The organism is Isachenkonia alkalipeptolytica, assembly GCF_009910325.1.
Classification (GTDB): Bacteria; Bacillota; Clostridia; order Peptostreptococcales; family T1SED10-28; genus Isachenkonia; species Isachenkonia alkalipeptolytica.
In genome coordinates this window covers 1-14,720 of sequence record NZ_SUMG01000033.1, presented here as the reverse complement: position 1 = coordinate 14,720, position 14,720 = coordinate 1, and the positions used below count along the sequence as shown (strand labels likewise).

Sequence of the window (14,720 nt, the reverse complement as noted above, 5' to 3'; positions counted from 1 at the left end):
TTAATATTACCTTTCTGATTATGTCCACCTCATTTCTTAGTCCTGAGGTTCTATTATAATAGATTTAATAGTATTTGGGACATAGTCACTTGTGATATATTAAGACATTATCATATATGGATCATAGAAACTGAAAGAGCAACGTTCAATAAATTGACAGTTGCTCTTTCTCATGTTATAATTTCTCTAGTGACTGAACATATGTTGTTTAAGACGGAGTAAAAGGATGAAGGTTATGGCAAATCAAAAAGGCAAAGTACTGGCAACAAACCGAAAAGCAAGGCATGAGTATTTTATTGAGGAAGCCCTGGAGGCAGGAATAGTGCTGGTGGGCACCGAGGTTAAATCCATCCGTATGGGAAAAATTAACATTAAAGAAGGTTATGCCCAAGTTGATGGGGAAGAAGTATTTCTACACGGAGTGCATATCAGCCCCTACGAAAAGGGAAATATCTATAATAAAGATCCACTACGGGTTCGAAAACTTTTGCTTCACAAAAGAGAAATACGAAAGCTAATCGGTTATATCAAACAAAAGGGTTATACACTAATACCATTGGAGGTTTATCTGAAAAAGGGCATGGTGAAGATTTCCATCGGTGTAGCCAAAGGGAAAGCCCTTCATGATAAACGCCGTGATATTGCCAAAAGAGATGCCAACCGTAACATTCAAAAGGCCCTTCGACAGCGACAAAAAGAGATCTAGGGGGCGTACTGGTTTCGACGGAGGTCTGGAGCCATCAGTAGCGAGTCGTGTTTCGCTCTTTCACACGTAAAAAAACTGAGCACTAAAGATAAACGCAGATAACAATAATTACGCATTAGCTGCCTAATTTATTAGGTAGCCCGTCTCTCTTAAGTTCCCACAGCTTAAGATGAGGCGCCAAACTATGTGGGGAACGACTTAACGGATGTCCTGACGTTAAGTTGTACAATCAGGACTAGCCGATCTTAAAGCCCGTTACTAGGCGTTTTGAAAGGCGAACTCTAAAGTAGTAACTGCACTCGGAGAAACTGATGGTGAAGGGCTTTCGGACGTGGGTTCAATTCCCACCGCCTCCACCAATTTAACAACCATGCATTATGGTAATCCATAATGCTTTTTTATTGTCCTTAGCCGTCCTATAAAAGAATCAGCGGCTAAATTTCCTCCCCATAACATAAGTTTAGCAAAAGGGAAGGGCATTAATACATAATCAAAAAGAAAAGAGGGTTTTTATGGATAGAAAGAATGAATTATTACCAATTCTTGCGGGATTATTAGTCGCGTTTATTTTCGGATTTTCCTTTACCTTCACCAAGGGAGCTTTAGAAATACTAGATCCATTTCATTTGCTAGGGCTTCGATTTTTGTTTGCCAGTGTGTTATTGTGGAGTCTATTGCTACTTAAAGTGATAAAAATTAATTTTTCCGGCAGAAGAATGAAACCTCTATTTTTTTTAGCCTTGTTTCAGCCGGTTTTATATTTCATTTGTGAAGTCACTGGTGTGGATATGACCTCTGCTTCTGAAAGTGGAATGATGATATCTCTTATTCCTGTCGTAGCTGCAATACTCGGTGTGATATTCCTTAAAGAAAAACCCAGTACTAAGCAGTGGATCTTTATTTTCCTATCGGTGGCGGGAGTAATTTTCATTACTGTTATGCGAGAAAGTGAAGTGGAAGGAAATTTTATCGGGATGTTGGTGCTCTTAGGGGCAGTTTTTTCCGCCGGGGCTTTTAATATCCTGTCCAGAAAATCCTCATTATACTTTAATGCCATAGAAATTACCTTTTTTATGATGATGGTTGGGCTTGTAGTCTTTAATGGAATCGCAGTAACTGAGCATGTTCTAAGGGGAGAGTTAACCTCGTACTTTACTCCCCTTTTTAACCCCGTTGCTTTTTTCGCAGTGGTATATTTAGGGATTCTCTCTTCAGTAGTGGCCTTTTTTATGTTGAATTTCATGCTGTCTAAAATCGAAGCGACAAAATCCGCTGTATTTGGAAATCTGGTGACGGTAGTATCCATCATCGCGGGGATCCTTGTTTTAGGAGAACCTTTTTACTGGTTTCATGTTGTGGGAGCGATCCTGATTTTGCTTGGGGTGTGGGGTACTAACTATTACGGAATCAAACCCCGTAATCCTGAGACAAATAGCTAAGGCAGCATTTTATCAGTAGTTTTAATTGATTTATTCTGATAACTTTGTTATAATCTAATTTATACAAGTGAATTTAGATATGCGATGACTGGAAGTAGTAGGTAACGCCTTTGTTTTACAGAGAGCCATAAAGGGTGGAAAGTGGCAAACAAAGATACCGAACTCGTCTAAGGAGCAGTTTGGCTGAAAGCAGTAAGTCAAACCGGTTACGATCCGTTAATCGAAGAGTGGATAAATGATTTAATTATTTATCAATTAGTGTGGTACCGCGAATCTTCGTCTCTAAATGAGAGGAAGATTTTTTTGATGAAATAATCAGCTGAGGATCATAATTATAAAGGAGGAATATGTATGAGTACAAACCCAGGTTATCATCCGGAATCCATCGAAAAGAAATGGCAGGACCGATGGGAAGAAAAAGAAGTATTTCATGTTAAGGAAAGTGATGATCGTCCGAAGTTTTATGCCTTAATTGAGTTTCCCTACCCTTCGGGACAGGGGCTTCATGTTGGCCATCCGAGACCCTATACGGCCCTGGATGTGGTGGCAAGAAAAAGAAGAATGCAAGGCTATAATGTGTTATTTCCTATGGGATGGGATGCTTTTGGATTGCCGACGGAAAACTATGCAATAAAAAATAAGATTCATCCTGAAAAGGTAACCAAACAGAATGTGGCCCGATTCAAAGCCCAACTGCAATCCTTAGGTTTTTCCTTTGATTGGTCCAGGGAGATTAATACAACAGACCCTAGCTATTATAAGTGGACCCAATGGATTTTTCTTAAACTTTTTGAGAAAGACTTAGCCTATAAACAAGAAATTCCCATTAACTGGTGTACCTCCTGTAAAATAGGACTTTCTAATGAAGAGGTAGTGCAGGGTAGCTGCGAGCGATGCGGCGGTGAAGTAGTGCAAAAAGTAAAAAATCAATGGATGTTAAAAATCACTGAATATGCAGAAAGACTGATTAAAGATCTTGATGAAGTGGATTACATTGAACGGGTAAAGACCCAGCAAAAAAATTGGATCGGAAAATCTGAAGGTATGGAAATCAAGTTTCCCATAGATGGAACCGAGGAATCCTTAGGGGTATTCACTACTCGGCCGGACACTTTGTTTGGAGCAACGTATATGGTAATATCTCCGGAACATCCATTGTTGAATAAGCTTCAAAATCAAATCAAAAATTTTGACGAAGTTCACCAATACCAACACGAAGCCGCAAAAAAGTCGGACTTCGAGCGGAGTGAACTGATAAAAGAGAAAACCGGTGTTGAGTTAAAAGGTATTAAAGCCATTAATCCTGCATCGAAGGAAGAAATGACTGTGTGGATATCCGATTATGTCTTAATGACTTATGGAACCGGAGCGATTATGGCGGTGCCGGGTCATGATAGTCGGGACTGGGAGTTTGCGAGAAAATTCAATCTTCCCATTAAAGAAGTAGTAAAAGGCGGAGATATTACAAAGGAAGCCTTTACCGATGTGGATCAAGGGATCCTGATAAACTCCGACTTTATCAACGGTCTTAAGCCCCAGGAAGCCATCGAAAGAATCAGTGATTGGTTAGCAGAACAGAAGCTTGGAGAGAAGAAAGTTAATTATAAGCTCAGAGACTGGGTTTTTTCCCGACAACGATATTGGGGAGAGCCGATTCCACTGGTTTATTGTAAAGATTGCGGCTGGGTGCCGGTTCCTGAAAAAGAACTTCCCTTGGAACTCCCGAAAGTTGAAAATTATGAGCCAACCGATGATGGTGAATCTCCCTTAGCAAATATTGAGGAGTGGGTGAAAACCCCCTGTCCCTCCTGTGGAAAAGAGGGAAGACGGGAAACCGACACTATGCCTCAATGGGCCGGTTCCTCCTGGTATTATTTACGATATATGGATCCTAATAACGATGAAGCTCTAGCCTCTAAAGAAAGACTGGATTACTGGTTACCTGTTGATTGGTATAACGGAGGCATGGAACATACCACCCTCCATTTGCTTTATTCAAGATTTTGGCATAAATTCTTATATGATGTCAACGTGGTTCCCACTAAAGAACCCTATTATAAACGAACTTCTCATGGGATGATTCTCGGAGAAAATAATGAAAAAATGTCTAAATCGAAAGGAAATGTGATAAACCCCGACGAGATTATTGAGGAATTTGGAGCGGACACCCTTCGGGTGTACGAAATGTTCATCGGGGACTTTGAAAAAAGTGTTCCCTGGTCTCAAAACGGAGTAAAAGGTTGCCGAAGATTTTTAGACCGCGTATGGAAAGTACAGGACTTGTTAGTCGAAGGAGAGGATTTCTCCAATGAACTAGAAGTAAAAATGCATCAAACGATAAAAAAAGTCAGTGACGACTATGAAAGCTTAAAATATAATACCGGTATCGCAGCTTTAATGACCTTAATTAATGAGTTTTATGATCTTGGACGGGTAACCAAAGGCGAATTTAAAACCTTCTTATTGCTGCTAAACCCCGTTGCTCCCCATATTACCGAGGAGCTATGGGAAATTCTGGGTCATAGGGAAGGGATCGTTGAACAACACTGGCCTATTTGGAATGAAGATAAGACCGTGGATAAATTCATTGAAATTGCAGTACAAGTAAACGGCAAAGTTCGCGGGAAGGTAAAAATTCAGCCGGAGGCCGACAAAGAATCCGTAGAAAAAATAGTAAAAGAAGCTGAGGGTATAAAAGAGTACTTGGAAAATCGTGAAATTGTAAAAGAAATCTATGTACCTGGACGAATATATAACATCGTGGTGAAGGGTTAGTTTTATTGATTAGTTCTTAAAGAGTTAGTAAAATATTTATGCTATGAAAAAAAGTTTGAAATAGTAAAGAAAATAATCTGTTAAAAACAAGAAATAAAAAAAGACCGGATATTTATCCGGTCTTTTTTATTATAATAAGGTTTCAATATTTTCCTGTTGTTTTACCTTTTTTAAAAGCTCTGGAATATTTTTAAAATCACTGTTTAGGTTATACACCTTTTTAAAGTGTTTAAGAGCTCTTTGCTGATCCTCATTAAAGTAATGAATGATTCCTAAATAATAATTGCTCCATAAAACAATGAAGAATTCAGAATTGTTTTTGACTCGGTAAAATTCTGCAACCCGTTCACCTAGTTGGAAATCTCGAAAATGAACAATTAAAAACAATAAATAAACCATGTGTTTTTGTGAAGTTTCAGAAGAAAAGGATTCCGGGGACTGCTCAAAGGCATTTTTATAAACATTGTAAGCTTCATCCAATCGATTCATATGTAAATAACATTCACCTTGGATAAGCTTTAGGCCGTGATTGTTAGGATACTCTTCTATTAAACGATCTAAAGAGGCTAAACACTTATCAAATCGTTTTTTCCGATAGTATAGTTTGCTCTGTTGCAAGGCAGACAGTAAGGGGTCACTCTTCTTTCGCCAAAAGACCCTTAGAAAAAGAAGGCCTGCTCCGATGAAAAAATAAAGGGGATCCCGAAAACTCAGGAAAATAAGAATCACTCCCAGGACTCCTAAAAGAGATTGCAAAGGATAGAAGGAGCTTTTTCTTTCTTCGAGGTTGCTTAAAAAATCTAAAGATGATTTTGGTTCACTAAGCTGCAAATAAGGGTTATCAAACTGTTTTTTCATGGAAGCCTCCTTGTAAAATTATGATGGGAATATGAAAATGGGGAGAAGAAATAATCTATAAACTTCATTATAAATCGTTATAGAATAAATTGCAATGTGCTTTATAGATTACAGGGTTTAGTATAGCATCTATTCAGTCTCTGTGTTAAAATATGAATAGAAACTGCAAAGATATGTTATTAAGTATTAGTGACAGGATGTAAGCAGTGGGTTTAATAGGAGGCGTTCAAATGTCTTGTAGTACTTGTCAAAAGGGTTGTGAATCAAAAGAAACACTTTGCCCTTTGTGTGGTGGGATTACTCATAAGGTGGTAGCTGAGGAAGTATATAAAATGGTGAAAGATCAACTACGCTCATATCTTCATGGAGATCGCTTTCATTTATGTGATACTGAAGAATGTGAAGTGGTTTTTCATTCAGAAGATTTAGAGGAAATAATACTTATCCAGGATATTAATACAAAAAACCTTCATCCAGAGAAAGTGAATTCAACCGTTGAAGAATTTTCAAAAGAGTGATCTTATGGAGAAAAACACAATAACACCGGTAATTTTGGCCGGAGGGGCCAATAGTCGAATGGGTAGTAATAAAGCATTGTTGGAGATTGATAACCAAAAAATTATTGAAATAATGGTCGAAAAGTTGGAAAGAATATTTCACCAAAAAGTACACATTGTTACAAATGATCCGAATATTTATGGTTTTTTGAAGGATGTTTGTTTTCTTCGGGATTTAATACAGACCGATAAGAAAAACTCCCTAGTCGGTCTTTATTCCGGTTTGGCTCAAATACCAACGAAACAAGGTTTCTTTCTCCCTTGTGATATGCCTTTTATTAATGAGTCTCTGATTAAGCATTTAGGAGGGTTATCAAAGGACTACGATGTAGTGGTACCGAAAATCAAACAATATTATCAACCTTTGCACGGAATTTATCATAAAAACTGTTTGATACCCATGAAGAAAATGATTGATCGGCAACATTATAAAATCATAGATTTTTTCCCGGAAGTCAGAGTTCGAACAGTGGATGAAAGTACGATTCACCGTTTTGATCCGAAGGAAATCAGCTTTTACAATATCAACAGAAAAGAAGAATATGAACGGGCTATAATAATTAATCAATATTTAAGGAGGATGGATATGGAAATAATGAGTAAAGAAGGAAAGATTGAAATATCTAATGAAGTAATTATGACAGTGATTCGAGAAGCTGTAAAGGACGTGGAAGGGGTTATTTCTTTTTCCAGCGGAGTTTCAGATTCCTTTGCGGAGGTTTTCAGTAAAAAGACTTCCAGTAAGAAGGGGGTAAAAATTCAAAAAGGGGACGAAAAGATAATTATAAACATATCTGTTGTAATTCAGCTGGGAATTAAAATTCCTGAAGTTATTGAAAAGGTACAAAAAAGAATTAAGGATATGGTACAATCCATGACTGATATCCCTGTGGAACAGGTTAATGTGTATATTCAAGATATTGAAATATAAACAGATCGTAAAAATCAAGAAATAGTGTTTACTTAAATAAATGTCTTTGGTTTGGTCTATTGAATCTGTTATAATATCATTTGCAAAACAAATACTTAGGAAAGTTCGTGAATTAGGGAGGCAGCAGAATGGAAATATTTTTTGGTGTTTTAGGAGGGCTTGGTCTTTTTCTTTATGGTATGCATGTAATGAGTTCCAGTTTACAAAGGGCAGCTGGAGATAAACTGAAAGACATTATCGGGGTGCTAACCACAAACCGATTTTTGGGCGTTATTGTAGGAGCTGTGGTAACTGCTGTTATCCAAAGCAGTAGTGCAACAACAGTAATGGTTGTTGGCTTTGTGAATGCAGGAATGATGAACTTGAGTCAAGCCTTAGGGGTTATTATGGGTGCTAATATCGGGACAACAATAACTGCTCAAGTAATTTCCTTTAGAGTGGACGAGTATGCACCGATCGTTATCGGTGTTGCTGTAATAATCTGGTTAAGCACAAAAAACCGAAAGGTCAAACAGATATCCGAAGCCTTTATCGGTTTTGGTATTCTTTTTGTGGGGATGACCTTTATGGGAGATGCTCTAAGACCCCTTAGAGAAATGCAAGCTTTTCACGACTTAATTATTAGTTTTTCCGAAAATCCGATTTTAGGCGTTTTAGCCGGTTTCTTCATCACGGTTGCACTGCAAAGTAGTACAGCCTCTACAAGTATTGTTTTGGCCTTATCCTTACAAGGTTTGGTGCCTCTTGCCGCGGCCCTGCCTGTCTTGTTTGGAATTAATATCGGAACTACGGTTACTGCAATAATTTCTTCTATCGGAGCTAACCGAACAGCTCGTAGAGCTGCAGCAGCCCACTTTGTATTCAATATAGCGGGAACCTTGATATTTTTGGTTTTCCTAAGAGTACCACTATACTTGGTGGTTGAACAATTATCACCAACAAATGTTACAAGACAGATTGCCAATGCCCATACTATTTTTAATATTACCAGCACATTGATGCTATTACCCTTTGCGGGATTAATTGTAAAAACCGCTAAAAAAATTGTTCCGGGAGATGAGGATGTCCAGGAAGGTATCAAATATATTGATATACGGTTATTAGAAACCCCATCAATAGCTTTGAATTCCGCGATGAGAGAAACTCTTCATATGGGAAATACGGCGAAAAAAACCCTTCATAGCGCTTTGAAAGGCTTTTTCAATAAAAATGAAAAAGAGATCATGGAAGGATTTCGCATTGAAAAAGTGGTAAATGAAATTGAACGGGAACTCTCGGGATATCTTGTTAAACTTTCCAACACGGATATTTCCAAAAAGAATCGTGAGATTCTTACAGGCCTTTTTAATACGATTAATGATATTGAACGGGTAGGGGATCATGCGGACAACATTGCAGAGCTTGCTATGTATCGATTGGAAAATAAATTGTATTTCTCGGAAAAGGCCATCGATGAGTTGGACGAAATGAGTACGATGACCATTGATGCTTATGAAAAGTCGTTAACCGCTTTAACCAACTTAGATCAATCTCTTGCCTTAGAGGTTTTGGAAATTGAAAATCGGATTGATGAGCAAGAGAAAGCGTTACGTACAAATCATATTGAACGTTTAAACAATAATTTATGTAATACAGGATCCGGAGTAGTCTTCTTGGATATTATCAGCAATTTGGAAAGAATCAGTGACCATGCATCCAATATTGCTTATGCGGTATTAGATCAAATCAAGTTAAATTCTCAGTCATAAATTAGCAACAATGATGTAAACCAGAGGCATATCAAAGAATAACTCTATTTCTTGAATGAGAAATAGAGTTATTTTTAGAGTTAATTGGGTATATTAATGGAAAGAGAAAAGGAGAGGATACAGATGAAGAAAATAGGTGCATTATTTGACGTTGATGGAACACTATATAGAGATTCTTTAATGGTGGAGCATTTTAAAAAAATGATTAAATATGAAATTATTGATCCTTCCATATGGCATAATGAAGCCAAAAAGACTTTTCATAACTGGGATAAACGACAAGGAAACTATGAAGACTATCTCCTTGAAGTCGCTCAAATATATTTGAATTCCGTAAAGGGAATCAGCCGAAAGCATATGGAGTTCATGTGTGACCAGGTAATTGCAAAAAAAGGGGAAAGGGTCTACCGATATACCCGAGATCGTATCCAGTGGCATAAAGAACAGGGACATACCATCATCTTTATTTCCGGCGGACCGGATTATTTAGTGGAGAAGATGGCAGAAAAATATGGGGTACAAGATTTTATAGGGACCAGATATCATGTAGATTCCCAGGGATTATTAACCGGGGAGATCGATCAAATGTGGGACTCCCATAGTAAAGAAGCAGCCATTAAAGAGTTTGAACAAAAATATGAGTTGGACTTACCGAGAAGTTATGCTTATGGGGATACCAACGGTGATATTTCCATGTTGAAGGCGGTAGGAAATCCAACAGCCATTAATCCGGTAAGGGAACTCTTAGTAAATATAAAAAAAGATGAGAGATTAAAAGAAAAAGTACAATTGATCGTAGAACGAAAGGATGTAATATATAAACTGGGTAACGACGTGGAAATTATCAATTAATTTGATTTCTGATAAGTTATGGGAAGCTAAAGGGTGAAAACTATAGATTAAAGAATGATATTGCATTATATTATGAATAAAAGATAAAATAAAATAAAACGTAACGCGGCATAAGCAAGAATACTCCTTAAGCCTCGTTACGTTTATTCTATCAGTAAAAATTATCTTACAAATTTCTTAAATTAATCAGCAAGGGTGTATTCTTCATCCATAATTTCGAAAAGATCGGAAACACCAGTAGTGAGATATACTTCCTTGCTTTTCGTTATTAGTACTGCTTCGACACCTTCCAGGTCATTTACAAAGTCTAAACCATCTTCGAGCCCCATAACAAACATGGCTGTAGAAAGGATATCCCCCTCAAGGGCTGAGTCAGATATGACCGTCACACTGGAAAGTTCATTATCTGTAGGATGACCGGTACTGGGGTCGATAATATGATGATATAACTGATCGTTTTCTATAAAATATCGTTCGTAGTCTCCTGACGACACTACAGACATATCAGAGGAAAACAGCCTACCTACGACGCCGGATTCTCCGATTTCCGGTGTGCTGATTCCAATTCTCCAATCATTGCCGTCCGGGTTTCCACCTAGCACATACACATCTCCGCCGAAATCCACAATGGCATGTTCAACACCATGATTCTTTATTACTTGAACTGCTTGATCAACAGCATAACCTTTTGCTATGCCCCCTAAATCCACAATCATTTCGGGATCTTCAATCCGAGCTTCATAACTATCCTCATTTAGGATTAATTGATTGAGATCAGTGTGGTTAAGAAGTGATCCTATTTCTGCTTCTTCAGGAACCTGCTGATCGTCTCCTCCAATATCCCAAAGCTGAATTAAAGTACCGATTCCGATGTTGAAAGTTCCATCGGTAAGTTCTTTATATTCTTTCCCGAGATCTAGCAGATGGAAAGTTTCGGGGTCTACTGTTACAGAAGATTCTCCGGCTTTTTCATTCAGTTTGGAAATATCACTATCTTCTACGTTTATACTCATTAAATTTTCGATTTCGTTAACTCTTGTAAAAACGGCGTCCATAATATCCTGCCCCTCCTCTTCACTAGGGGCATAAACTGTCACCTGGTTATAAGTACCCAGAGCAAATCTACTTTCTTGAACTAACTGGTAATCTTCTTCTTCGGAACAACCGAATAATAGTAAAAAAGAAACTAGAATACCCAATAGAATAACAGTTCTTTTTACTTTTATATTTTTCATTGTATTCACTCCTTAAAATTAAATCGTTAATTTTCTATTAATCACATTCGAAAAACTAATTTTTGATAAAATAGTCCTTAACATAAAATAGATCCATCTGATTGACAAAACGATGATTCATTAAGCTTGCGGCAACATAAAAGTCTTTGTTGCGATATAGGTTTCGCCCGATGATGTTTGACTCTGTGATAATAATGTAAACCCGTTGCAATGGATAGCCTCTTAAGCAATAGAAGCTTTCAATATCCTGCAAACATTTTTCAACTAAAAGGGAACCATAACCTTTTCCTCGGTACTCCTTAAGAATAGACATCTGAAATATTTCAACCAGTCCGGAATTAATTCCTTCTTTTATTGACCAGGTGATTCCTCCGATGATTTTATCATTAATTGTAGCCACTAAAGATCGATTTGTAAAAATACATGCATCCGCATACTGCTCTGCTAAATCCTGAAAAGATCCATATCGACTTAAATAATCATTTATAAAATAAGATCTTGCACTTTCTGTTGCCGGTTGTATATCGGTCATTAAATAATCCTCCTAAAATCATAAGGCTGGTATAAAAGCTCTTTATAACTCTATCAAATAATAGACAAATAGTCAATCATACGAAGATTAATACAGGGTGAGAGAGCAAAGTGAACTGAAATATCACTTGATTTATTCTGATAATGATGTATAATAATACTTAAATTAGTTTTTTTATACTGAGGAGTGGTGAAGGACATGCAAAAGAAAAAAATAAACAAACTGGTAAAATCCTATGAAGCGATCCACAAAAACGATACAGAACATGGTAATGACATTAAAGGCTACTGGGAATGGAATAAACTGAACAAGAATCGTAATCAACGAATTGATGCATGGAAAAACAGCAGATGATTATCTGCTGTTTTTTTCAGGCATCAATCCTATTTTTCTTTCTAAACACGTATTTGTGTAAATCCCGAAACTATTTTCCGATGAGCATGGTAATATCCATTAATTCCCGTTGTAAGTCCAAGAGTTTATTTTTAATCTTATCATACTCTTTTTCAAGAACAATTTCATCTAAAAATTGATCGGCTTTATCCTCCAGATTCTCAAATTGCTGAAGTACTTCTTGTAACTCCCGCTTAATGACTTCTTTTCTCTCAATAGGTTTAAGCATTTCTCCGGACTCTTCTTTCAGTACGGATTCTTCCACGGTGAAGGAGTAGCCCATTGATGGGATGAGGGATTTGATATTGTATTTTTCTTTGATCAACTCATAAAGACCTCGAGAGTTATCCTCTTCTCCGTGTATTAAAAAAATCTTTTGTGGTTTCTTTTCAAAATGACCAATCCAGTTTATTAGATCATTTTGATCTGCATGGGCGGAAAAACCTTCCACACTATGAATAGATGCCAGGACTGCAATTTCCTCTCCGAGAAGTTTTACGGAATCTACGCCTTCCTGTAAAATTCTTCCTAACGTACCATGGGCTTGGTAACCGACAAAAACCACGGCATTTTTTTCTTTCCATAAATTATGCTTTAAATGGTGTCGGACACGTCCGGCTGTGCACATTCCGCTTGCTGAGATAACAACCTTCGGATAATCCGCTTCATTCAATCTCATGGATTCTTTATGATCTCTGACGTAATGGAGATTTTCAAAATCCAGTGGGTTGTGGCCTTCTAAAATATACTTCCGGGCTTCCTCATCGAAGGCATAGGTATTTTTCTTAAATATCTCAGTAGCAGAGATGGCCATGGGACTATCGATATAGATCGGGATTTTTAAGAATTCTTCAATATTGTCATGTTCTTCATAGTACTTATGGAGTTCATATATTAATTCTTGGGTTCTTCCCACGGCAAAAGATGGGATGATTACAGTGCCATTTTTAGATACGGTATCATTAATGATTTCCATCAACTTTTTCATACGGAACTCTTTGTTTTCATGGATCCGGTTGCCATAGGTGGATTCAACAATCAAATAATCCGCTTCTTTAATAAAATCCGGATCGCGAATGATGGGCTTACCCGAGGTTCCCAAGTCACCGGAGAACACGATCTTTACGGTATCCTCTTGTTCCTTGATCCAAAGTTCTATAATCGATGAACCTAAAATATGACCGGCATCTTTAAATCGTACAGAAATATCATCATTAATATTAATTTTTTGATCATAGAGGACCGGTTCGAAATATCGCAGACTGTTTTCTGCATCCTGTACAGTGTATAAAGGTTCAAGCGTTTTTTTTCCGGAGCGCTTTCTGGATTTATTAAGCCATTTTGTATCAGACTCGTGGATATGACCACTATCCTTAAGCATTATATCCGACAAATCATAAGTTGCATTGGTGCAATAAATTTTTCCATTAAAACCTTCTTTGACAAGTTTAGGAATCCTTCCGCTATGATCGATATGAGCATGACTTAGAAGCATAAAATCTATTTCTTCGGGATTATACTGAAAGGGCTCCCGGTTAAGTTTTTCCAATTCTTCACTCCCTTGGAATAAACCACAATCGATTAACAATTGATAGTTTTTGGTAGTTATTAAAATATTGCTACCGGTCACTACTTTTGCAGCTCCTAAAAATTGTATGTTCATAGTACTCCTCCTCTGATTATATTAGAAATTTATGGTTATAAGTAACCTATACCCAAATATTCCGTAGAATTATCGAACAGAATAAAATTAATTGAAAAATGAAAATTAGACTTCCGTAATTTTTTCATGTAAAATAAAATTAGGAATCCGAATAGGCTTATTTGTTCATTTAGATTTAGAAGGAGGATATTTTTATGATCGGAACAATGGAGATTGCGCTTCGCTTGTTTTTGGCAGCTGTATTGGGAGGGATTATCGGTTTTGAAAGAGAAGTCAGTAATCGTCCCGCAGGATTTCGAACGCATATTTTGGTTACCCTTGGCTCTTGTCTAATTATGATTTTATCCGCCTATGGTTTTCATGGTCTTGGTCCCGATGGATCAGGAGGTGAACCAGCTAGATTAGCTGCTCAAGTCGTAAGTGGAATCGGATTTTTGGGTGCCGGAACCATTCTTCGCGAAGGAACAAATGTACGAGGGCTTACTACCGCAGCAAGTATATGGATTAGTGGGGGAATAGGATTAGCTATTGGCCTTGGTTATTATGCAGCGGCTTCCTTGACAACTTTGCTAGCGCTATTTTCCTTGATGGGTCTCAAGGCGTTAGAAGGAAAGATATATAAACTGAAAAGATACTCGGAAGTTCGCTTTAATGCTTTTGGTCGTCCAGGTTTAGTAGGGGAAATCGGCACGATCTTTGGCAAATACCATATCAGTATAAAAAATATTATCGTGGATCAAAAGAGTTATACCGATGAAGAATATGAAAAGGATTTAGAAATCACTTTTTTTCTAAGAACTCCCCGTAACTTTAAGAGATCCTCTTGTTTTAATGATTTGAAAAATATTCAAGGGATAGAGAAGATTGTTTGGGACGATGAAGAAATTTTCCACAGCAATCTAAAGGAAGGCTCATGAATATTTAGATAATATCCGAATTTTTCTGAATACTGTTTCTGAGTGGTTTTTTTTATGGTATAATTTATAAAAACATAAGAGAATCCCATGGAGGCTAAAATATGGAATATTATA

The 14,720-nt window shown here is 37.3% G+C and carries 13 protein-coding genes, 1 other RNA gene and 1 other annotated feature; of the genes, 10 read left to right on the top strand and 4 right to left on the bottom strand.

Features of this window, described 5'->3' with window-relative positions:
* Positions 1–235 precede the first annotated feature (235 nt).
* From smpB to leuS, 4 genes are all read left to right on the top strand, one after another.
* Positions 236–706, top strand: a complete 471-nt coding sequence (gene smpB, locus ISALK_RS14180; protein ID WP_160723441.1) for an SsrA-binding protein SmpB — start codon at positions 236–238, stop codon at positions 704–706.
* Positions 706–1,065: a transfer-messenger RNA gene (gene ssrA / locus ISALK_RS14175) on the top strand. Before smpB ends, ssrA begins: the two co-directional genes overlap by 1 nt.
* Positions 1,066–1,218: 153 nt before the next feature.
* A complete protein-coding gene (locus tag ISALK_RS14170; protein WP_160723439.1) occupies positions 1,219–2,145 on the top strand; it encodes a DMT family transporter in 927 nt (308 codons plus the stop codon).
* 75 nt (positions 2,146–2,220) lie between these two features.
* Positions 2,221–2,432, top strand: a binding site (T-box leader).
* 64 nt (positions 2,433–2,496) lie between these two features.
* Entirely contained in the window at positions 2,497–4,920 is a 2,424-nt protein-coding gene (leuS, locus tag ISALK_RS14165; RefSeq protein ID WP_160723437.1) for a leucine--tRNA ligase, read from the top strand.
* A 129-nt stretch (positions 4,921–5,049) separates the two neighbouring features.
* Here the strand turns inward: leuS and ISALK_RS14160 are convergent, their stop codons facing one another.
* Positions 5,050–5,778 (bottom strand): tetratricopeptide repeat protein, encoded by a 729-nt coding sequence (locus ISALK_RS14160; protein WP_160723435.1) that lies wholly within the window; start codon positions 5,776–5,778, stop codon positions 5,050–5,052.
* Between the two features lie 230 nt (positions 5,779–6,008).
* On the opposite strand from ISALK_RS14160, the gene ISALK_RS14155 reads away from it, so the two are divergent.
* From ISALK_RS14155 to ISALK_RS14140, 4 genes are all read left to right on the top strand, one after another.
* The gene (locus tag ISALK_RS14155; protein ID WP_160723433.1) at positions 6,009–6,296 is read left to right on the top strand and encodes a hypothetical protein; all 288 of its coding nucleotides are present in this window, start codon (positions 6,009–6,011) and stop codon (positions 6,294–6,296) included.
* Between the two features lie 4 nt (positions 6,297–6,300).
* Complete coding sequence (locus ISALK_RS14150) at positions 6,301–7,266, top strand: NTP transferase domain-containing protein (protein ID WP_160723431.1); 966 nt, start codon at positions 6,301–6,303, stop codon at positions 7,264–7,266.
* A 128-nt stretch (positions 7,267–7,394) separates the two neighbouring features.
* The gene (locus tag ISALK_RS14145; protein WP_160723429.1) at positions 7,395–9,014 is read left to right on the top strand and encodes a Na/Pi cotransporter family protein; all 1,620 of its coding nucleotides are present in this window, start codon (positions 7,395–7,397) and stop codon (positions 9,012–9,014) included.
* A 123-nt stretch (positions 9,015–9,137) separates the two neighbouring features.
* On the top strand, positions 9,138–9,866 hold the full coding sequence (locus ISALK_RS14140; RefSeq protein WP_160723427.1) for an HAD family hydrolase: 729 nt from the start codon (positions 9,138–9,140) through the stop codon (positions 9,864–9,866).
* Between the two features lie 182 nt (positions 9,867–10,048).
* Here ISALK_RS14140 and ISALK_RS14135 read toward each other — a convergent pair whose 3' ends face one another.
* Positions 10,049–11,101, bottom strand: a complete 1,053-nt coding sequence (locus tag ISALK_RS14135; RefSeq protein ID WP_160723425.1) for an FAD:protein FMN transferase — start codon at positions 11,099–11,101, stop codon at positions 10,049–10,051.
* 55 nt (positions 11,102–11,156) lie between these two features.
* Positions 11,157–11,633 carry a GNAT family N-acetyltransferase gene (locus ISALK_RS14130; protein ID WP_160723423.1) on the bottom strand — a complete coding sequence of 159 codons (477 nt, stop codon included), beginning with the start codon at positions 11,631–11,633 and terminating at the stop codon, positions 11,157–11,159.
* A 198-nt stretch (positions 11,634–11,831) separates the two neighbouring features.
* Here ISALK_RS14130 and ISALK_RS14125 point away from each other — a divergent pair, with 198 nt between their 5' ends.
* Positions 11,832–11,987, top strand: a complete 156-nt coding sequence (locus ISALK_RS14125) for a hypothetical protein (protein WP_160723421.1) — start codon at positions 11,832–11,834, stop codon at positions 11,985–11,987.
* A 70-nt stretch (positions 11,988–12,057) separates the two neighbouring features.
* Here ISALK_RS14125 and ISALK_RS14120 read toward each other — a convergent pair whose 3' ends face one another.
* Positions 12,058–13,689 carry an MBL fold metallo-hydrolase RNA specificity domain-containing protein gene (locus ISALK_RS14120; protein WP_160723419.1) on the bottom strand — a complete coding sequence of 544 codons (1,632 nt, stop codon included), beginning with the start codon at positions 13,687–13,689 and terminating at the stop codon, positions 12,058–12,060.
* 194 nt (positions 13,690–13,883) lie between these two features.
* Between ISALK_RS14120 and ISALK_RS14115 the strand changes: the two genes are divergently transcribed.
* Positions 13,884–14,606 carry an MgtC/SapB family protein gene (locus tag ISALK_RS14115; RefSeq protein WP_160723417.1) on the top strand — a complete coding sequence of 241 codons (723 nt, stop codon included), beginning with the start codon at positions 13,884–13,886 and terminating at the stop codon, positions 14,604–14,606.
* The last annotated feature ends 114 nt before the right edge of the window (positions 14,607–14,720 follow it).